Here is a 17879-nt window from a genome sequence, read left to right as displayed (position 1 = left end):
ATGACTAAAACAGCGGCAATTATTGGCGGTGGTGTGATCGGTGGCGGTTGGGCCGCACGGTTCTTGCTGATGGGATGGACGGTCAATGTCTTTGATCCTGACCCCGAAGCCCCACGCAAGATAGGCGAAGTGTTAGACAATGCGCGGCGTTCGCTGCCGGGCCTGACAGATCGCGCCATGCCTGCCGAAGGTCAGTTGAATTTTGTCGAGACGATTTCGGCGGCCGTGACCGGGGCAGACTGGATCCAAGAAAGCGTTTCAGAACGGCTGGAGTTGAAGCAAAAGGTCTTTCAAACGATCCAGGAACATTGCCCAGCGGATGCGGTGATCGGCTCGTCTACCTCTGGGTTTAAGCCGTCCGAACTACAGGGCTGTGCCACGCGGCCTGAACAAATCATGGTCTGCCATCCGTTCAATCCTGTCTATCTGATGCCGTTGGTTGAGGTCGTGACAACGGACAAAAACAGCTCTGATTTGACCGACAAGGCCAAAGCGATTGTGGCCGAGATTGGCATGTATCCCCTTCATATCAAAAAGGAAATCGACGCGCATATCGCCGATCGCTTTCTTGAGGCCGTCTGGCGCGAGGCGCTTTGGCTGGTCAAGGATGGCATCGCCACGACAGAAGAGATCGACAATGCCATCCGCTATGGTTTTGGCATTCGCTGGGCGCAAATGGGCCTGTTCGAGACGTATCGCGTAGCAGGCGGTGAGGCAGGGATGAAGCATTTCATGGCCCAATTCGGTCCTGCTTTGAAATGGCCCTGGACCAAGCTGATGGATGTGCCCGACTTTACGGACGAACTGGTCGATTTGATTGCAGATCAGTCTGATGCCCAATCCGGTGCCCATTCGATTCGCGAACTGGAACGGATCCGCGACAACAATCTGGTGGCGATGATGCGCGCCCTCAAAGCACAGGATTGGGGGGCGGGGGCCTTGCTCAATCAGTGGGATGGCACGCCATCTGCGCCTGATCTTAGTGGTGCAGTCAAGACTGTATCCCGCGCCGTGCCACTCGATTGGACAGATTACAACGGGCACATGAACGAGGCGCGATATTTGCAGGCATTTGGTGACGCCACCGACCGTTTCATGGAAATCGTCGGCTGTGATGCGGAGTATATTGCAACAGGGGGCAGCTATTTCACTGCCGAAACCCACATCCGTCATATCGATGAGGTTCACGCAGGCACACGTATTCATATCGAGACCCTGTGCCTTGAAGGGGCGGGCAAGAAAATGCACCTGTTCCATTCTATGTTTGACGGCGAGCGCCTATTGGCCACGGGTGAGCACATGCTCATCCATGTCTCACTTGAGACGCGCCGCGCCTCGGAACCTTCTGCTGCGATTGCCACTAAACTTGCTGCAATTGCTGCGATCCATGCCGACCTGCCGCGTCCAGATGGCGTTGGCAAAGCCGTGGGCGTCAAAGGGTGAAACGGGTTTTGATCACGGCTGGGGCCTCTGGCATTGGACGTGCGATGGGTCACGCTTTTGAGGCTGCTGGTTTTGAGGTGTGGGTTGCAGATCTTGATGCTGCAGCATTGGGGGATTGCCCTGATATATGGGCCAAGCATCAGATTGATTGCGCTGATGAGGGGGATGTCAAAGGCCTGTTTGATCAGATGGGCCAGCTTGATGTTCTATGCGCGAACGCAGGCATTGCGGGACCCACAGCGCTGATTGAACATGTGGAATTGGACGCTTGGCGGCAGTGCGTGTCGGTCAATCTTGAAGGGGCGTTTTTGGCGGCGAAATACGCAAGCCCCCTGATGAAATCCGCGAAAAAGGGCGCAATTACAATCACATCCTCGACTGCGGGAATATACGGCTATCCTAATCGCGCGCCCTATGCGGCAGCAAAATGGGGCATGATCGGATTGATGAAAACCTTGGCTATGGAATTGGGCCCGTTTGGCATTCGGTGCAACGCCATCTGCCCTGGTGCTGTGGAAGGGCCGCGCATGGAAGGGGTGCTTAACCGTGAGGCCGCCGCCAAAGGAATGAGCCGCGATGAAGTCTACGCAGGCTACGCCGCAGGCACCTCGATGCGCAGTTTTGTAGAGGCACAAGACATCGCGGATATGGCGGTCTTTTTGGGATCTGATGGGGCCCGTCGCGTCAGCGGACAGGTGATTGCTGTTGATGGGCACACGGAAAACCCCGATCCAAAACTTGGCCCATCCAGCGGCTCGGAGGCTGAAGTTCCAAATGATTGAAACATGGATCTGGGTCACCATCGGAGCGGCCTTTGTCCAAAATCTGCGGTTTATGTTCCAAAAACAGCTAAAGGATGTGGGCTTTAGTACGGGTGGTGCAACTTTTGCTCGATTTGTTTACGCAGCTCCTTTGGCGGTTGCGCTGCTTGCAGTCTATCTGTCCTGGCAGGAAACTGACATACCGCAAACCAACCTGCGGTTTTGGGCCTTTGCCCTTGGCGGTGCCCTGAGCCAGATCTTGGCCACTGTTTTTGTTGTCAGCCTGTTCTCGCACCGGAACTTTGCCGTGGGTATTACCCTGAAAAAGACCGAAGTCTTGCTGTCTGCGCTGGTGGGCTTTGTTGTGCTGGGCGAGGCGATGACCTTTGGCGGCCTGTCGGCAGTCGTTCTTGGATTTATCGGTGTAATGATCCTGTCTGACCCACCGAAAACCGATGGCTCAATCCTGCGGTTCTTGTGGAATAGGGCCGCGATTTTTGGGATTGCCTCTGGTCTGTTTTTTGCCCTTTCGGGTGTTGGGTATCGGGGGGCGGCTCTGTCGTTGGATTTGTTCGGGGATGAAAACGCATTGCTGCGCGCCATGATGACCCTCGCCATGGTCAGCACCGCGCAGATGCTGGGGATGGCGCTGTGGTTGCGGGTGTTTGAGCAAGGCCAGATCACCAAAGTGATGACCCATTGGCGGCGCGCGGCCCCTGTAGGGCTGACCAGCGTGATCGCGTCACTGGGGTGGTTTTGGGCCTTCACCCAACAAACTGTGGCCTATGTGTTTGCCTTGGGCCAGATCGAACTTGTCTTTGCGTTTCTCACTGGGTTGTTGGTGTTTCGCGAACCCACGCGCGCACGGGAAGTCCTGGGCATGATCGTGTTGTTGGCCTCGATCTTACTTCTGGTTTCAGTCCTCTAAGGGCGCGCCATTCAACCTCAGAAACAGGCTTTCCTCGTCAGTGTTTTTGAAAAACGGCACGGTTTGGGGGGCTTGGCTTGGGTCAGGGTGCCGTGCGACTTCCGCCAAAACAACTTCGGTAATAAACGGCAGGTCGAGGGTCAAAACATCTGCCAAAGGCACCCAGTGCAAGTGGCTTAGTTCATCGCTGGCCGCGGAAAAATCATCCAGATCGCCGGAAATATGATCCGCATCGATCAAGAAAAACCGCGCATCGAACCTGCGTGGACGCCCCGGTGGGGTGATCGCACGAAAGAAAAACCGCAAGTGTGCTGCATGGGGCCGCATACCGTGCGCCGCGAAGGCATGCCAATCTTCCGGGGCATCGGGCCACGCAGCAGGGGTTCCCAAAATCAAACCAGTTTCTTCCCAAAGCTCGCGAATGGCCGCGGTGGCAAGTGCATTCGGATCAACACTGCCGTCTTCGCGCAAACGGGAATCGCAGGGGGCAGGCAGGGCGCTGCCAAGTGGGATGTTGCCGTCTGCCGGGTCCACCGCACCGCCTGGAAACACGAACTTATTAGGCATAAACGCGGCCTTCGCCCCGCGTTGACCCACCAAAATAGCCGGCCCGTCTGGTGTGCTGCGCTGCAATATCACCGTGGCTGCGTTGCGGATTGCGGATTTATCCATGGCCTATCCCCTCAAACGGGATCAGCCAGAACGACCAAACCCATGCATGTAGCGGGCCCATTGAATGGCCACGACCACTCCTTTTAAACGCGGCAGCAAGAAAAGCGACAGCCCAACGGCCAAAACGCCAAACAAACTGGCCATAACCATCGGTTCGGGTCGAAACGTGGTGAAAAATACGTGTAAAAGAGGTGCCAGAATATGGCCGACCAGCAGAATCGTTAGATAAGCCGGGCCATCATCAGCCCGCGCAGGCGTTAAATCCTGGCGGCAGACCGTGCATTCCTCGCGCAGGGTCAAATAGCCCTTTAGCAACGGACCACTGCCGCAATTTGGGCATTTGCACTGAAAACCGCGCAAAACCGCTTGGCCCATGGGCCGATTTTCAAGAGTGATTGATTGATCTGTCATGCAGTTTACGCCTTTGCTAGGACCTATCTAGAAGGGCTGCGCGTGAAACAACAGGGTACAGGATGTCCCATGTGACGGCTGGTCGCGGGAAAATAATTTTAGAAAGTGCGACGGAAAAACGAGCAGGGCCCGTTTTACCCTGTGATCGTGCCTAAACACTCACGGAACAGCACGGCGTTAACTTTAGGAGAACACTAATGAGTAAACGTATTTTGAGCGTAGGTCTTGCAGCCTTGATTGCAACCACAGCTATCGCCGGTGTTGCGCAAGCGCGCGGCGAAGGTGATCGCGAACGCCCCAGCTTTGAACAGTTGGATACAGATGGTGATGGCAAAATCACAATGGAAGAAATGCAAGCACGTGGCACCGCCCGTTTTGCAACTGCCGACACCAATGGTGACGGGCTTTTGAGTGCCGAAGAAATGATGGCCACATCAGAAAAAGCCAAAGAACGCCGCGTTGAGCGGATGATCAAACGACTTGACGCCAATGAAGATGGCCAGCTGAGCATCGAAGAACTGCAAGCCGCCCGTGGTGGCAAAGGTGAAGGTCGCAAAGGCCGTGGATTTGAACGGATTGACGCCGACAAAGACGGTGCCATCAGCAAAGAAGAGTTCGAAGCCGCTTCTGCCAAAATGGGCAAACGCGGTCACGGCAAACCCAAAGCCGAGTAAACGCATTTGGCAGGCTTCGTTTGAGGCCTGCCAATTGCCCGCAGTTACACAACCCGATACATCCGCTTTATGACAATGCCCTATGACGCCATGTCTCAGACCAGTGATGACGCGCTGTTGGTCCTTTATGCCAACGGGGATGCGGCAGCAGCTGGGGCATTGACGGCCCGTTTGACACCGCGCATTTTTGGCTATGCGGCCCGTGTTTTAGGTGATCGTGCCGAGGCTGAAGATGTCACTCAGGAGGCGATGATCCGCCTTTGGAAACAGGCACCCACATGGCGTCAGGGTGAGGCAAAGGTTTCGACGTGGCTCTACCGTGTGGCGGTGAACCTGTGCACGGATCGGCTGCGAAAGAAACGCGGGCTTGGTCTGGATGAGATCGCTGAACCTGTCTCGCAAGCCGCCAGTGCAGACGCCAAACTGATTGCGGATGATCGCGCGGCTGCATTGCAGGCCGCCTTGGGCACATTGCCAGATGCGCAACGCCAAGCCGTGGTCCTGCGCCATATCGAGGGGCATTCGAACCCCGATATTGCACAGATCATGGAGATCAGCGTCGAGGCCGTCGAAAGCCTGACGGCGCGCGGCAAACGTGGATTAACAGCGGCCCTTTCGGGCCAAAAAGAAGCATTGGGATTTGAAAATGACCCATCATAAAGACGACCCGTTGGACGCGTTTTTCGCCGCTGCTCAGGCTGATCCGCCGCAAGCCAGCGATGATTTATTGCAGCGGGTGATGCGCGATGCATCTGACTTGCAACCGCAGGTCGATGCTTGGGGCGCGGCCCCGGAACCCAGTGTGTGGACACGGTTCAAGGACATGGTTGGCGGTTGGCCCTCCATTGCCGGGCTCGCGACAGCCACCGCTGCGGGACTGTGGATTGGCATTGATACACCGATGCTGGCCGACAGCGTGATGAGCCTTTACTTTGATACCGGCAGCGCGGCCGCGTTTGATGATGCTGATCTGGCGTGGGCCAGTGTGCTAGAGGAAATTTGAGTTATGACAAACGATACTTCACCAAATCAACCTGCCCCCAAACCCAAAACACGGCGCTGGATCAAGGCCGCCTTGGTGGTTTCTTTGGGGCTGAACCTCTTGGTGTTGGGCGCCGTTACTGGCGCTGTTCTGAGCGGCAAAGGTGGCAAGGGCAGCCATGTGCAATTGGCGCCTGGATTTACCGGGTATTTGCGGGCGCTGGATGGGGATCAACGTCGCGCTTTGGGCAAGCAAATTCGCGCCCAACGGGACGGCGCACGGATCAATCGATCCCAAGTGCGCGCAGCCTTCGAGCCGGTATTGACAGCGTTGCGCGCCGAGCCATTCAATACTGCAGATTTTGAGGCGGCTTTGGCCACCCAAGCCCAAACGTTTCGAGATAGAAATCAGACCTTGGAAACTGCAGGGCGCGCGGGACTTGTCGTGGTCTTACAAGATATGAGCGCAAGTGATCGTATGGCCTTTGCGGATCGTCTGGAACAGGCCATCCAGCGTGGCCCAAAACGCAACAAACCCAAAAATCGGGACTAGGCTAGGCCGCGGCACCCCGTGCCAGTGTGACCTGATTTCGCCCTTCGGCCTTGGCATCATAAAGTGCTGAATCCGCGTCATTCAGTAATTGTTGGACGTCAAATGTGCTGCGATGTGGGGGGCTTCCCACAGCCACACCAATGCTGGTGCTGACATGGATAGAGCTATCCTGAAACGGGACCTCAATAGGGTCTTTTGCAATCAGCTTGCGAATACGTTCGGCGGCTTGCTTGGCCTGATGCAGGGGGGTGTCTGGCATCACGATCAGGAACTCCTCCCCACCAAAGCGCGCGACCATGTCAAAGGGCCTTAGGTTGTCGCGCAGCCGCTTGGCCACTTCTGCCAATACTTTGTCCCCGGTTGCATGACCATACTGGTCGTTGACCTGCTTGAAGTGATCCAGATCCAAGATCATCACTGCAAAGGATTGGTCTGTCCGCTTGGCCCGATCTGCAATACGTTTGAGGTGGGGCATCGCATAGCGGCGGTTAAACAGGCCGGTCAGTTGATCCGTCACCGCGGCCTGCAGGCCAGTTCTAACCTGTTGACGGAGCGTGTCATTTTGACGTTTGCGATCGATCAAAACGTTCAAGCGCAGGCTTAATTCAGCCGGATCAAAGCCTTCGTAAACCAAATCATCGGCGCCCATATCCAAGGCAATGGCACTGAGGTTATGGTTCTCATACGGCAGCACAACGACGATCCCAGAATGGCGTGTATTGGGGTTGCTGCGCAATTCGGTCAGCAAGGACAGGCCAAAGGTTTCTTCAGTGTCGCGGGCAGAAATGACAAAGATATCAGGGGCAAGCTCGGGGGATTCTTGACTGAGGGCGTCGCAACGGCTGAGCCCCTCAAGGCGGTGGTTGCTGAATTCCTGAAGCGATGCGCGCCAATCGTCGCGGGCCGTACGGTCACCCGCAACGACCGAAATATGCGCAGCCCCCTGAAACGAGGCTGCGGCTTCGGCGAAACCCAAAGCCTGCGCCGTGCCATCGCGCAATTGCAATTCGGTTTCAGCAGCACGGGCCCGAAACAACCGGCGCACACGCGCCAGCAGAATTTTGTCGTCCACAGGTTTTTGTAGATAATCATCGGCGCCCGCGGCCATGATTTCCTTCTTTTTGTCCAATGGTTCATTTTCCATGGCCGCCAAAATCAGACAGTTCTTGGATCGTGGCAAAGCCCGAATATTGCGGCAAAGGCGGGTCCCATCCATGTCCGGAAGGTCCACATCCAAAAGGACCATATCAATTGAATTCGTACGCAAGACCCTGAGGGCTGCGGCACCGCTATGGGCCTGATGCACCGTGTATTGAGCAGCGGAAAGTTTGACGTTCAGAACTATTCGATTTGTCGCGACATTGTTGACGATAAGAATACTCTGCGACATCCGGGACCTCAGTTTTGGGGGCAGCCAATTATTGCATTGGAAAATCGACCAGAGAGGTTAATAAATGATTTCCAGTTTAGAGCGGATTTGATCAATGCAGCAGGAAGTCGCCGAAACCATTGCCCTACAGGCCCTTGGATGGCTGGCCACCGACGAAGAACTGCGTCCGGTATTTATGGGGGCAAGTGGCGTCAGCGCAGAGGATATGCGTACAGGGGCAACTGATTCTGCTTTTTTGATCTCGCTCTTGGATTTTATCATGATGGATGACGCATGGGTCATCCGTTTTTGCGACAGCTTTGGCCACCCTTATGAGGCGCCGATGCAGGCCCGTCAGGCCTTGCCCGGTGGGGCGCAGTTGCATTGGACCTAGGGGATTTAGGCTAGAACCATTGCCCCGGCTCCATCAGCCCCAAATCCAGTAGCTGTTGGGAGTGCCAGTCAAATTTCGCCGAATTGTGCCACTTAAACGTATCGATATCAAACTTCGATCCGGGATTGCGCTTGAGCGCTTTAGCCGTGCGAAACGAACAAATCGTGGCCGTCAGGTTGTGATGCCACGGACAGGCAAAGGTATTGTATTCATCGTCATTAAAGATGTGACCGGGTATCATCTGCAAACCCTGTTTGGATTTAAACAGGCCAATGCGATCGATCTTGCGACGTGGGGCAGGGATGTGTTCCTCAAACCGCCAGCGTAGCCCGCCAAAAAAGTCCATTTGACGCTCGATCGGGTTGTTCCACTTGTCGGTCCGGGCCAGGGCGTAATAACCCGACTTATCCAGATAGGCATCGGGAATAGACACGGCGTCAGGATGTGCATCTAAATCACCTGCGTAAAGGTCGACCACATAGGTCAACATCGCGTCACGGCGTTCCTCGGTGTGAAAGCCCAGCATTTCGCCAACGGTGCGCGTTTCGTTAAACGGATGGAATAGATATTCACCGTTGTAACAGTAGTACATCCAAATCCCGGGAACGGCGGTGATCATCTTGTTTATCGCAGGCTCAATCCCGTGGATGCGGTGTGCGTCATCGGTGATTATGGTCACTTTACCGGTAAGGGCCGACGGGATCTCGATTTCAGGCGGGCAAAACACCAAAATCGTCTCAAACCGCGCGCTGATATGGTGCCGGATGGTTGAGGCCACTTCAACGTTATCCTCGACAAAAATCATGGCCAGTGGCCCCTTAGGCCGGGCAGATTTTAGACTGGCTAAGTAGTCAGAAAAACTGTCGTACTGCACGCGATGTCCTTTGTGGTTGGCCATGTTTTGTCTATTTTGGTCAAAATCAAGTAAACGGCGGTGCATTGCAAGCCTCGGTGCAAGGCGATACATGGCCCCTAGTTTGATTTTCGCAAGAATAAGGCCTGTTTCAAATGTCTGACCCCAAGAAGCTATATATCAAAACATATGGCTGCCAGATGAATGTCTACGATAGCGAGCGTATGGTCGAGGCGCTGGGTGGGCAGGGCTATGTCGAAACCAAATCGCCTGATGAGGCGGACATGATTTTGCTGAACACGTGCCATATCCGCGAAAAAGCCGCGGAAAAGGTTTATTCGGAACTGGGGCGGTTCAAGGGGCTGAAGGCCGAAAAGCCTGATCTAAAAATCGGTGTTGCGGGCTGTGTGGCCCAAGCCGAAGGGGCTGAAATCATCAAACGCCAGCCTATGGTCGATCTGGTTGTGGGCCCGCAAAGCTATCACCGCCTGCCCCAAATGGAAGAGGTTGTGCAAACCGGCGCCAAAGCGTTGGACACTGATTTCCCCGAAGAAGACAAGTTTGAACACCTCAAAGCCCGCCCCAAGGCAAAACGGGGACCGACCGCGTTTTTGACCGTGCAAGAAGGATGCGACAAGTTTTGCGCCTTTTGCGTGGTGCCATATACGCGTGGGGCCGAGGTCAGCCGCCCCTCGGACCGTATTCTGGCCGAGGCGCAGGATTTGGTCGAACGGGGCGTGCGGGAAATCACTCTCTTGGGCCAAAACGTGAATGCCTATCACGGCCATGACGGCGGTCTGGCGGGTCTGATCTGGGCTTTGGCCGAAATCGACGGTCTGGATCGCATCCGCTTTACCACGTCCCATCCCAACGACATGGATGACGCCTTGATCGAGGCCCATGGCACCTGCGAAAAACTGATGCCTTACCTTCACCTGCCTGTGCAGTCGGGGTCCGATGCGATCCTCAAGGCGATGAACCGCAAACATACCCGAGATGACTATTTCCGATTGATGGACAAAATCAAAGGTGCGCGCCCTGATTTGTTGTTGTCCGGCGACTTTATCGTAGGCTTTCCGGGCGAAACTGATGCGGATTTTGAAGACACATTGGATCTGGTGCGGCAAGTAGGCTACGGGCAGGCCTATTCGTTCAAATATTCCGCCCGCCCGGGCACACCGGCGGCAGAACGCGCGACTGTCGAGGCCCATGTGGCCGATGCGCGCTTGCAAGAACTTCAAGCCTTATTGACCCAGCAGCAACGTGCCACCCAAGACAGCATGGTGGGGCGACAGGTCAAGATCCTGTTCGAAAAGACGGGTCGGGATCCGGGGCAGCTCATCGGCAAGTCCGAGTACTTGCATGCAGTCTACGCCAACGCAGATCCCGCCAACCTAGGCCAAATCAAAAGCGCTAGGATTGTGCGCAGCATGACCAATTCCCTCGAGGCGGTTCTTGATTAAGGCAGCATGATGACGTCTGCCTAAAAAATATGCTGTCTTTTCTGACGTTGGGGCAACATTGTCGGCTGTTTCGGGCGGTTGTTTCCAAAAGATACACAATATGTGGTGATAAGGGCTTTCTTATTGCCATAAATTTGCTAATCTACGCCAGATAATGGGACGGAATGCTTTACCGCGACCAAACTAGGTAAACGCGGCGGCAAAACGGCAAAGGACAGTATCGGTGGTAAAACAATTTTCCAAAACGCTGCGCGCTGGGCTGACTGGGCTCGCGTTGGCGGCAGTAACCCTTGGCTTCACTGCGCAAGACGCGGCAGCCCAATCGCAACGGACAGTTCTTGGGGAGCGCTATGTGCCAACCATTTGGGTTGATCCCGATGGGTGCGAACATTGGGTCATGGACGATGGCTTTGAAGGGTATATGACACCTCACGTCACACGTCAGGGTATCCCTGTATGTCGTCGTGGGAATGTGTGTGGTGTGATGAACGCCGATCAGCTGTTTGCGACAAACAGTGCGCGCATCCATGCAGGCCCACGTGCCAAACTGGCGGAATTTTTCCAATCCGCTGGGGCGACTGCCTTTGTGGTGGCGGGTCACACCGACAGCCGCGCCTCGGATGCCTACAACATGCGTCTTTCGCTGGCACGTGCCAATTCGGTTGCAAAAGTGGCCCAAAGCGTTGGCGCACGTGTCGTTGACGTGCGCGGTTACGGCGAGCGGATGCCAAAAGCATCTAACAAAACAGCGGGTGGTATGAAGCAAAACCGCCGCGTTGAAATCCTGTGTATTCGCTAAGGGGGCGCGACATGAAACTGATAAAAGTAACAGGCGCTCTGACACTGTCCTTAAGCCTCGCAGCATGCGGTGGAATTGGTGGGTTGTCTGGTGAAGGTGGCGGTGGCCGCGTGAAAGAGGATAAAACCATCGACTATGGCCAAGGTGGCAAGCAAAAAGACCTCAGCCAATTGCAAGCTGGGATCTGGGTCGATCCCAACGGCTGTGACCACTGGATCATCGATGACGGTATCGAAGGATATCTGTCACAACGGTTGGACCCCTACGGCAAGCCCGTGTGTTCAGGCGTAGCCCCACCCAACGTGGCAACTGGCCCGTTCAAAGGCAACCAAACGGTCGAAGATCCGCTCTAAACCGTTACGGTACGTTTACAATTCAAACCGCGCTGGGCAACCCGCGCGGTTTTTTTGTGCAAAACCCTTATTTCTTTGAGGATCAGCTTGCATAAGCGGGTCAGGCGCTTACCATCATGGCAAGCTGCTGCTTTTCAACCGTGGAGATTTGATTGGCCCAAGGTACTGTGCTCGACCCGCCAAGCCCTAACACCCCTACTGAAACATTGTTGGAATTTCCCGACAATCGTATTTTGATCGACCTCTGCGGCGAGTTTGATCGTAATCTGACCCGTATTGAATCTGCGCTTGATGTACAGATCATTCGACGGGGCAACCAATTGGCCGTGATCGGGCAGGGCAACGCCTTGGACCGTGCGGCGGACCTGTTACAGACGCTTTATCAACGCATTGAGGCGGGCAAAACTGTCGAAGATGGCGATATCGATGCTGAATTGCGCATGGGGGCTGCAGCGCGCGCCAAAGGGGCAGGGCCCGGCGATCAGATGGAGATGTTCAAAGGCGGCCCGGTCGAGATTAAGACCCGCAAAAAACTGGTGGAACCGCGGACCGAAGCCCAAAAGACCTTTGTCAAAAACCTCTTTAGCAAGGAACTGGCCTTTGGCATTGGTCCTGCGGGCACTGGCAAAACTTATTTGGCTGTCGCTGTTGGCGTGTCGATGTTTCTAACAGGCCGTGTGGACAAGATTATTCTGTCGCGCCCCGCAGTTGAGGCAGGCGAACGCTTGGGCTTTTTGCCCGGGGATATGAAAGAGAAAGTCGATCCCTATATGCAGCCGCTTTATGATGCGCTGAATGATTTTCTACCGGCCAAGCAAGTGGCCAAACTAATCGAAGAAAAGACCATCGAAATCGCCCCTTTGGCCTTTATGCGTGGCCGTACTCTGGCGAATGCGTTTGTTGTGCTGGACGAGGCGCAAAATGCGACAACGATGCAGATGAAAATGTTCCTAACCCGTTTGGGCGAAGGCAGTCGTATGGTGATCACGGGGGACCGCAGCCAGATCGATTTGCCTCGCGGCGTACAATCGGGGCTGCGTGATGCCGAACGATTGTTGGGGGGGATCAACAAAATCTCGTTCAACTATTTCACGGCCAAAGACGTCGTGCGCCATCCTCTGGTCGCTGCGATTATTGAGGCCTACGAGGCTGACGAACCCGTTGGATAGCGCTGTTGATGTGGTGATAGAAGACGCCCGCTGGCAAGTTCTAGATCTTGGGGGTCTGGCCGACCGGGCTGTGGCGCACACCCTGACGCATCAAGACCTTGCGACCAGTTGGGCTGTCGTTGTGATGGGCTGCGATGATGCACAGATCGCGGATCTGAATACAGAATTCCGGGGTAAACCGACTACGACAAACGTCCTGTCATGGCCCGCCCAAGACTTGGCACAGCCCCCCGCCGCACCCCGCCCGCCAACTGCCGATCCGTTCGGGGACTATAGTTTGGGGGATATCGCCCTTGCCTATGAGACCTGTCAGCGCGAAGCCGCTGCCGCTGAAATTCCGCTAACCCAGCATGTGACGCATTTGATTGTGCATGCGACCCTGCATTTGCTAGGCTATGATCACATTTCAGACACAGATGCCGCCCGCATGGAGGCGGCAGAGATAGAAATACTTGCACAACTGGGGCAGCCGGACCCATATAACATCGGTTAGGCCCAGTTTGGGCGATTTTGGAAAAGGACCCATGGGCGACACATCTGACGGATCTTCGGGATCGAACACGTCTTCAACATCCTCCGAAGCGGGCGAACCTGCCCCGCAGGGTGGATTTATCAGCCGCATCATTGACGTTCTTAGTCCATCGGATACAGGTGTCACCGTCGAACCCGACGCGGAACCCGCCTCGCACCACTTGGGGGGGCTTGGAAATCTGCGGTCTTTGCGTCTTGAGGACGTGGCCGTTCCAAAGGTCGAGATCATCGGTGTGCCCAGCGATATTTCCAAGGACGAGCTGTTGGGGGTCTTTCGCGAAAGTGGTCTGACCCGCCTGCCGGTATATGACGGCACGCTGGATACGCCTGTCGGTTTGGTCCATCTCAAGGACTTTGCCCTTCAACACGGGTTTAATGGGGATGCGGCGGATTTTGATATCACGTCCTTCATGCGCCCTTTGCTGTTTGGACCGCCCTCGATGCCAATTGGTGTTTTGTTGCAAAAAATGCAGGCCGCGCGGATCCATATGGCGCTGGTGATTGACGAATATGGCGGCACGGACGGTCTTTTGACCCTTGAGGATTTGGTTGAACAGGTCATCGGCGAGATTGAAGACGAACATGACACGGACGAGGACGAATTCTGGAGCCTTGAAAAAGGCGGTAGTTATTTGGCTTTGTCGCGCACACCGTTGGACGAGTTTGAAAACGAGATCGGCAAATCCCTGACCGCCTCGGAAGAGATCGACGAAGAAGACATCGACACGCTGGGCGGTCTGGTTTTCATGCTCTCGGGGCGCGTGCCGGCCCGCGGCGAGGTTGTCAGCCATCCCGATGGGTTCGAGTTTGAAGTGGTCGACGCCGATCCGCGCCGGATCAAGCGGCTGCGCGTCCGTCTCCCGGATTAATCAGGGCCGCGTGCGTGCAACGGGCAGGATCCTTTGGCGGGGCTATTTTGACAAAGAAGAAACAAATGGCCACAGCGCTTTTGCTGTTCGGTTTGGGGGCGTTAGCGGGATTGGGCCAAGCGCCATTTGATCTGTGGCCAGTAGCGGTACTGGCGTTTAGTGCGATTTTCTATGTGATGCGACGGGCTGGCTTTTGGCAGGCTTGGTGGATTGGTTTTGGCTATTTTGCGCTGGTTCTGCATTGGATAATCGAGCCGTTTTTGGTGGATATCGCCCGTCACGGATGGATGGCACCCTTTGCTTTGTTGTTATTGTCCGGCGGATTGGCTTTGTTTTGGGCGGCGGCGGGTTGGAGTGCTGCGCGTCTGACGTGGACGGGCGTATGGCGCAGTTTTGCCTTTGCACTGGCGCTGGTTGTCGCAGAATACCTGCGTGCCAATATTCTGACCGGATTTCCATGGGGCCTGCCGGCTTACAGCCTTTCGGCCTCAGGCCTTTTGCCGATTGCGGGTACATGGGGGCCTCACGGGGTTGGGGCGATCTTGTTGGTGTTTTGCGCGGGCCTTGCCATTTTAGTGCAAGGCGCGCGGGCCTTGGGTGTGGCTGTCTGCGCGGCTGCTATATGCTTTGTGGTAGGGGGTGTTGCGCAAATCGCGCCATTGGCTGCGCCTGACAAAACGGCCACCATTCGCATTATCCAACCCAACGCACCGCAAAATGAAAAATGGCAGCGCGACAAGGCGCAAATTTTCTTAGATCGGCAGTTGGACTACACCGCGGCGGATACACCCGCTGATTTGGTCCTTTGGCCGGAAACTGCCGTGGCGTTTTCAATAACAGACGTGGCGCCTCTCGCAGCCCAAGCCGCCCGTGGCGGCACTGTGATTTTTGGGGCGCAACGGTTTTCCGACAGCCGGTTTTACAACGCGCTGGTGACTGTAGGACAGGGTGGTGAAATTGCCGAGATTTATGACAAACATCATTTGGTGCCCTTTGGTGAATACATCCCCCTTGGCAACCAATTGGGCAAATGGGGTATTCGGGGGCTTGCCGAAAACGACGGGGGTGGCTTTGCCCGTGGCGATGTCCCTAAACCCCAGATAATTGACGGTATTGGTCCGGTCTTGGCAATGATCTGCTATGAAAGTATTTTCCCACGATATTCCAGCGTGTCGCGCTCCTTGAATGCTGATATGCGGCCCAATCTGATTGTCGTGGCCACAAATGACGCGTGGTTCGGACAATTCGCAGGGCCACAACAACATTTGCAACAGGCCCAATGGCGGGCCGCAGAACAAGGCGTCCCTGTAGCACGATCAGCCAACACTGGGATTTCCGCGATGATCGATGCACGCGGGTCGATCACGGGGTCGCTTGCCATGAATACCGCGGGTTTTTTTGATACAGCCCTGCCCCCCAGCGGCCCACCCGGACTATATGCCCAACGCGCGTTGTTTGTGGATCTGGGCCTTGTCGCACTGTGCCTTTTTGGTCTGTTCATTCTTTCGCGCAAAAAGCGGATACAATAAGGAATTGACCTGCCCTGCTCAGGCGCGTAGCCACAGTTTGATCACAGGCCCCAACGGCTTCCTGACGGGGTGTCTGTTTACATATCGGAGCATTTCATGAGCAGAAATAACTACATTTTCACGTCCGAGTCTGTGTCTGAAGGGCATCCTGACAAAGTCTGTGACCGGATCTCTGATGCGGTTCTGGACGCGTTTTTGGCTGAAGAACCCGAAGCGCGTGTTGCCGCCGAAACCTTTGCCACAACCAACCGTGTTGTGATCGGTGGCGAAATTGGCCTCAGCGACCCTGCTAAACTGGCACAAATGAAAGAGCATGTTGATACCATCGCACGCGATTGCATCCGTGACATAGGGTATGAGCAGGACAAGTTCCATCACGCCACCGTTGAAATCACCAACCTGCTGCACGAGCAATCCGCCCATATCGCCCAAGGCGTGGATGCCAGTGCTGACAAGGATGAAGGGGCTGGCGATCAAGGTATCATGTTTGGTTATGCCTGCTCTGAAACACCGGAGTTGATGCCCGCGCCGATCCAGTATTCCCATGCCATTCTGTGCCGGTTGGCCGAAGTGCGCAAAGACGGCACCGAGCCTGATCTGCGTCCCGATGCCAAATCCCAGATCTCATTGCGCTATGAGGACGGAAAGCCTGTTGAAGTAACATCGATTGTTCTGTCGACCCAGCACAGCTCCGAAGACCAAGACAGCGCATATATTCGCGGTGTCGTTGAGCCCTATATTCGTGAGGTTTTGCCGCAGGACTGGATCACCGCCAATACAGAATGGTGGGTCAATCCAACGGGTGTGTTTGTCATAGGGGGACCTGATGGGGATGCGGGCCTGACAGGCCGTAAGATTATCGTGGATACATATGGTGGTGCAGCCCCCCATGGGGGTGGTGCGTTTTCGGGAAAGGATCCGACCAAGGTTGATCGGTCTGCCGCCTATGCCTCGCGTTATCTGGCCAAAAATGTTGTGGCCTCTGGCCTGTCGGAACGTTGTACCTTGCAACTGTCTTACGCCATTGGCGTGTCCAAGCCTCTGTCGATCTATGTCGATACCCATGGCACGGGCCAGATACCGGACGTGGAAATTGAACGGGCCGTAGCATCCTGCATGGATCTAACACCACGTGGCATTCGCGAGCATTTGGGCATGAACCGCCCGATCTATCAGCGCACGGCGGCTTACGGCCATTTTGGCCGCACACCAGAAGCCGATGGCGGATTTTCGTGGGAAGAAACCGACTTGATCGAAGCGCTGAAAAAGGCCGTTTGAACCAAACGTGCATATCATTTACGAGGGCAGCCGAATGGCTGCCCTTTTTTGTAACGAGACCCAAATGATCGACGACCCAAAACACGCCAAAGCAAAGAAAGTCATCATTGATGGCAAGGTTGAGTGGCGCAATTTCTACGGCCGTCTCAAAGGGCACACCCTGCGCAAATCCCAAGAAGGCTACATGGGCGATCTTGATCATTTGTCACCGGGTTTAGTAGATTTTGATGCCAATCCCGAACGCGTACCGTTGGATATTGACGCCCTCACGGGGGGACGGGATCTGTGGCTGGAAGTCGGCTTTGGTGGTGGCGAACATGTGGTGCATCAAGCGGCCTTAAATCCCGACATCAAGATTATTGGGTGTGAGCCCTACATCAACGGGGTCGCCATGCTGCTGGGTAAGATCCGCGATGCGGGTGTCGACAATCTTTATGTGCATCCCGGCGATGCGCGCGATTTGTTTGACGTTTTGCCTGATGCTTCACTGTCCAAGGCGTTTTTGCTCTATCCTGATCCATGGCCAAAGAAGCGTCATCATCGCCGCCGTTTCGTGACACCGGAGCATTTGCAGCCATTGGCGCGCAAGTTGAAAAAAGGGGCCGAATTTCGGGTGGCCACTGACATTGCCGATTATGTGCGCCAGACCCTGGAAGAAGTGCCCAAAGCTGGCTTTGAATGGCTGGCACAGGGTGCGCAGGACTGGCGAACCCCCTGGTCTGACTGGATTTCCACGCGCTACGAGCAAAAGGCGATCCGCGAGGGTCGTCCCCAGCATTATCTGACGTTCCGCAAGCTGTAGGGCTGGGAATTCGGATATTTCTATAAAGAAGAAGGGTGGCGATTTAC

The 17879-nt window shown here is 55.3% G+C and carries 21 protein-coding genes and 1 riboswitch; of the genes, 17 read left to right on the top strand and 4 right to left on the bottom strand.

From position 1 onward, the window contains the following. Genes ACIRQ6_RS13010 through ACIRQ6_RS13000 form a run of 3 tightly spaced genes read left to right on the top strand, consistent with a single transcriptional unit; the run spans position 1 to position 3132 of the window. Entirely contained in the window at positions 1–1443 is a 1443-nt protein-coding gene (locus ACIRQ6_RS13010) for a carnitine 3-dehydrogenase (protein WP_420861032.1), read from the top strand. Next, complete coding sequence (locus ACIRQ6_RS13005; protein WP_420861031.1) at positions 1440–2225, top strand: SDR family oxidoreductase; 786 nt, start codon at positions 1440–1442, stop codon at positions 2223–2225. The genes ACIRQ6_RS13010 and ACIRQ6_RS13005 overlap by 4 nt, the downstream gene beginning before the upstream one ends. Further along, positions 2218–3132, top strand: coding sequence for an EamA/RhaT family transporter (locus ACIRQ6_RS13000; RefSeq protein WP_420861030.1), 915 nt, complete (start codon positions 2218–2220; stop codon positions 3130–3132). Before ACIRQ6_RS13005 ends, ACIRQ6_RS13000 begins: the two co-directional genes overlap by 8 nt. On the opposite strand, the gene ACIRQ6_RS12995 is transcribed toward ACIRQ6_RS13000, so the two are convergent. Both ACIRQ6_RS12995 and ACIRQ6_RS12990 read right to left on the bottom strand, forming a co-directional pair. Continuing rightward, positions 3121–3804, bottom strand: coding sequence for an NUDIX hydrolase (locus tag ACIRQ6_RS12995; RefSeq protein ID WP_420861029.1), 684 nt, complete (start codon positions 3802–3804; stop codon positions 3121–3123). The two genes, ACIRQ6_RS13000 and ACIRQ6_RS12995, sit on opposite strands and share 12 nt — an antisense overlap. A gap of 21 nt (positions 3805–3825) precedes the next feature. Continuing rightward, positions 3826–4215, bottom strand: a complete 390-nt coding sequence (locus ACIRQ6_RS12990) for a DUF983 domain-containing protein (RefSeq protein ID WP_420861028.1) — start codon at positions 4213–4215, stop codon at positions 3826–3828. A gap of 197 nt (positions 4216–4412) precedes the next feature. On the opposite strand from ACIRQ6_RS12990, the gene ACIRQ6_RS12985 reads away from it, so the two are divergent. The 4 genes from ACIRQ6_RS12985 to ACIRQ6_RS12970 all read left to right on the top strand — a co-directional run bounded on the left by ACIRQ6_RS12985 (position 4413) and on the right by ACIRQ6_RS12970 (position 6423). Beyond that, positions 4413–4889, top strand: a complete 477-nt coding sequence (locus ACIRQ6_RS12985) for an EF-hand domain-containing protein (protein ID WP_420861027.1) — start codon at positions 4413–4415, stop codon at positions 4887–4889. 69 nt (positions 4890–4958) lie between these two features. Further along, positions 4959–5549, top strand: a complete 591-nt coding sequence (locus ACIRQ6_RS12980) for an RNA polymerase sigma factor (protein WP_420861026.1) — start codon at positions 4959–4961, stop codon at positions 5547–5549. Next, positions 5536–5892, top strand: a complete 357-nt coding sequence (locus ACIRQ6_RS12975; RefSeq protein WP_420861025.1) for a hypothetical protein — start codon at positions 5536–5538, stop codon at positions 5890–5892. The genes ACIRQ6_RS12980 and ACIRQ6_RS12975 overlap by 14 nt, the downstream gene beginning before the upstream one ends. A gap of 3 nt (positions 5893–5895) precedes the next feature. After that, positions 5896–6423: a periplasmic heavy metal sensor gene (locus ACIRQ6_RS12970; protein ID WP_420861024.1), complete on the top strand. Its 528-nt coding sequence runs from the start codon at positions 5896–5898 to the stop codon at positions 6421–6423. A 1-nt stretch (position 6424) separates the two neighbouring features. On the opposite strand, the gene ACIRQ6_RS12965 is transcribed toward ACIRQ6_RS12970, so the two are convergent. Continuing rightward, a complete protein-coding gene (locus ACIRQ6_RS12965) occupies positions 6425–7813 on the bottom strand; it encodes a diguanylate cyclase (protein ID WP_420861023.1) in 1389 nt (462 codons plus the stop codon). Between the two features lie 94 nt (positions 7814–7907). Between ACIRQ6_RS12965 and ACIRQ6_RS12960 the strand changes: the two genes are divergently transcribed. After that, positions 7908–8186, top strand: coding sequence for a DUF3572 domain-containing protein (locus tag ACIRQ6_RS12960; RefSeq protein ID WP_420861022.1), 279 nt, complete (start codon positions 7908–7910; stop codon positions 8184–8186). Positions 8187–8196: 10 nt separating this feature from the next. On the opposite strand, the gene ACIRQ6_RS12955 is transcribed toward ACIRQ6_RS12960, so the two are convergent. Continuing rightward, on the bottom strand, positions 8197–9084 hold the full coding sequence (locus ACIRQ6_RS12955; protein ID WP_420861021.1) for a hypothetical protein: 888 nt from the start codon (positions 9082–9084) through the stop codon (positions 8197–8199). A gap of 110 nt (positions 9085–9194) precedes the next feature. Here ACIRQ6_RS12955 and miaB point away from each other — a divergent pair, with 110 nt between their 5' ends. The 9 genes from miaB (at position 9195) to trmB (ending at position 17832) form a co-directional block, all read left to right on the top strand. After that, entirely contained in the window at positions 9195–10502 is a 1308-nt protein-coding gene (gene miaB, locus ACIRQ6_RS12950; protein WP_420861020.1) for a tRNA (N6-isopentenyl adenosine(37)-C2)-methylthiotransferase MiaB, read from the top strand. A 223-nt stretch (positions 10503–10725) separates the two neighbouring features. Then, complete coding sequence (locus tag ACIRQ6_RS12945; RefSeq protein ID WP_420861019.1) at positions 10726–11301, top strand: OmpA family protein; 576 nt, start codon at positions 10726–10728, stop codon at positions 11299–11301. Between the two features lie 11 nt (positions 11302–11312). After that, positions 11313–11654: a hypothetical protein gene (locus tag ACIRQ6_RS12940; protein ID WP_420861018.1), complete on the top strand. Its 342-nt coding sequence runs from the start codon at positions 11313–11315 to the stop codon at positions 11652–11654. A 152-nt stretch (positions 11655–11806) separates the two neighbouring features. Continuing rightward, positions 11807–12823 carry a PhoH family protein gene (locus tag ACIRQ6_RS12935; RefSeq protein ID WP_420861017.1) on the top strand — a complete coding sequence of 339 codons (1017 nt, stop codon included), beginning with the start codon at positions 11807–11809 and terminating at the stop codon, positions 12821–12823. After that, positions 12816–13316, top strand: coding sequence for an rRNA maturation RNase YbeY (gene ybeY, locus ACIRQ6_RS12930; protein ID WP_420861016.1), 501 nt, complete (start codon positions 12816–12818; stop codon positions 13314–13316). Before ACIRQ6_RS12935 ends, ybeY begins: the two co-directional genes overlap by 8 nt. Before the next feature lie 31 nt (positions 13317–13347). Next, positions 13348–14223: a transporter associated domain-containing protein gene (locus ACIRQ6_RS12925; protein WP_420861015.1), complete on the top strand. Its 876-nt coding sequence runs from the start codon at positions 13348–13350 to the stop codon at positions 14221–14223. Positions 14224–14288: 65 nt separating this feature from the next. After that, the gene (gene lnt / locus ACIRQ6_RS12920; RefSeq protein WP_420861014.1) at positions 14289–15752 is read left to right on the top strand and encodes an apolipoprotein N-acyltransferase; all 1464 of its coding nucleotides are present in this window, start codon (positions 14289–14291) and stop codon (positions 15750–15752) included. 42 nt (positions 15753–15794) lie between these two features. Beyond that, positions 15795–15844: riboswitch (SAM-SAH riboswitch) on the top strand. Positions 15845–15848: 4 nt separating this feature from the next. After that, on the top strand, positions 15849–17030 hold the full coding sequence (gene metK, locus ACIRQ6_RS12915) for a methionine adenosyltransferase (protein WP_420861013.1): 1182 nt from the start codon (positions 15849–15851) through the stop codon (positions 17028–17030). A gap of 64 nt (positions 17031–17094) precedes the next feature. After that, complete coding sequence (gene trmB, locus ACIRQ6_RS12910) at positions 17095–17832, top strand: tRNA (guanosine(46)-N7)-methyltransferase TrmB (protein ID WP_420863907.1); 738 nt, start codon at positions 17095–17097, stop codon at positions 17830–17832. Positions 17833–17879 lie beyond the last annotated feature (47 nt).

The sequence above is a fragment of the Algirhabdus cladophorae genome (assembly GCF_044772865.1).
GTDB lineage: Bacteria > Pseudomonadota > Alphaproteobacteria > Rhodobacterales > Rhodobacteraceae > Algirhabdus > Algirhabdus cladophorae.
Note: the sequence above shows the minus strand (reverse complement) of the source record. Positions and strands in the feature narration are given on the sequence as shown.

Excerpts from the sequence above, each read along its gene's own strand:
- miaB (WP_420861020.1), top strand. The coding sequence starts at position 9,195 with ATGTCTGACCCCAAGAAGCTATATATCAAAACATATGGCTGCCAGATG.
- ACIRQ6_RS12985 (WP_420861027.1), top strand. The coding sequence starts at position 4,413 with ATGAGTAAACGTATTTTGAGCGTAGGTCTTGCAGCCTTGATTGCAACC.
- trmB (WP_420863907.1), top strand. The coding sequence starts at position 17,095 with ATGATCGACGACCCAAAACACGCCAAAGCAAAGAAAGTCATCATTGAT.
- ACIRQ6_RS12995 (WP_420861029.1), bottom strand. The coding sequence starts at position 3,804 with ATGGATAAATCCGCAATCCGCAACGCAGCCACGGTGATATTGCAGCGC.
- ACIRQ6_RS12970 (WP_420861024.1), top strand. The coding sequence starts at position 5,896 with ATGACAAACGATACTTCACCAAATCAACCTGCCCCCAAACCCAAAACA.
- ACIRQ6_RS13010 (WP_420861032.1), top strand. The coding sequence starts at position 1 with ATGACTAAAACAGCGGCAATTATTGGCGGTGGTGTGATCGGTGGCGGT.
- ACIRQ6_RS12940 (WP_420861018.1), top strand. The coding sequence starts at position 11,313 with ATGAAACTGATAAAAGTAACAGGCGCTCTGACACTGTCCTTAAGCCTC.
- ACIRQ6_RS13000 (WP_420861030.1), top strand. The coding sequence starts at position 2,218 with ATGATTGAAACATGGATCTGGGTCACCATCGGAGCGGCCTTTGTCCAA.
- ACIRQ6_RS12955 (WP_420861021.1), bottom strand. The coding sequence starts at position 9,084 with ATGGCCAACCACAAAGGACATCGCGTGCAGTACGACAGTTTTTCTGAC.
- ACIRQ6_RS12980 (WP_420861026.1), top strand. The coding sequence starts at position 4,959 with ATGACAATGCCCTATGACGCCATGTCTCAGACCAGTGATGACGCGCTG.
- ACIRQ6_RS12925 (WP_420861015.1), top strand. The coding sequence starts at position 13,348 with ATGGGCGACACATCTGACGGATCTTCGGGATCGAACACGTCTTCAACA.
- ACIRQ6_RS12960 (WP_420861022.1), top strand. The coding sequence starts at position 7,908 with ATGCAGCAGGAAGTCGCCGAAACCATTGCCCTACAGGCCCTTGGATGG.
- metK (WP_420861013.1), top strand. The coding sequence starts at position 15,849 with ATGAGCAGAAATAACTACATTTTCACGTCCGAGTCTGTGTCTGAAGGG.
- ACIRQ6_RS12975 (WP_420861025.1), top strand. The coding sequence starts at position 5,536 with ATGACCCATCATAAAGACGACCCGTTGGACGCGTTTTTCGCCGCTGCT.
- lnt (WP_420861014.1), top strand. The coding sequence starts at position 14,289 with ATGGCCACAGCGCTTTTGCTGTTCGGTTTGGGGGCGTTAGCGGGATTG.
- ACIRQ6_RS12965 (WP_420861023.1), bottom strand. The coding sequence starts at position 7,813 with ATGTCGCAGAGTATTCTTATCGTCAACAATGTCGCGACAAATCGAATA.
- ACIRQ6_RS12990 (WP_420861028.1), bottom strand. The coding sequence starts at position 4,215 with ATGACAGATCAATCAATCACTCTTGAAAATCGGCCCATGGGCCAAGCG.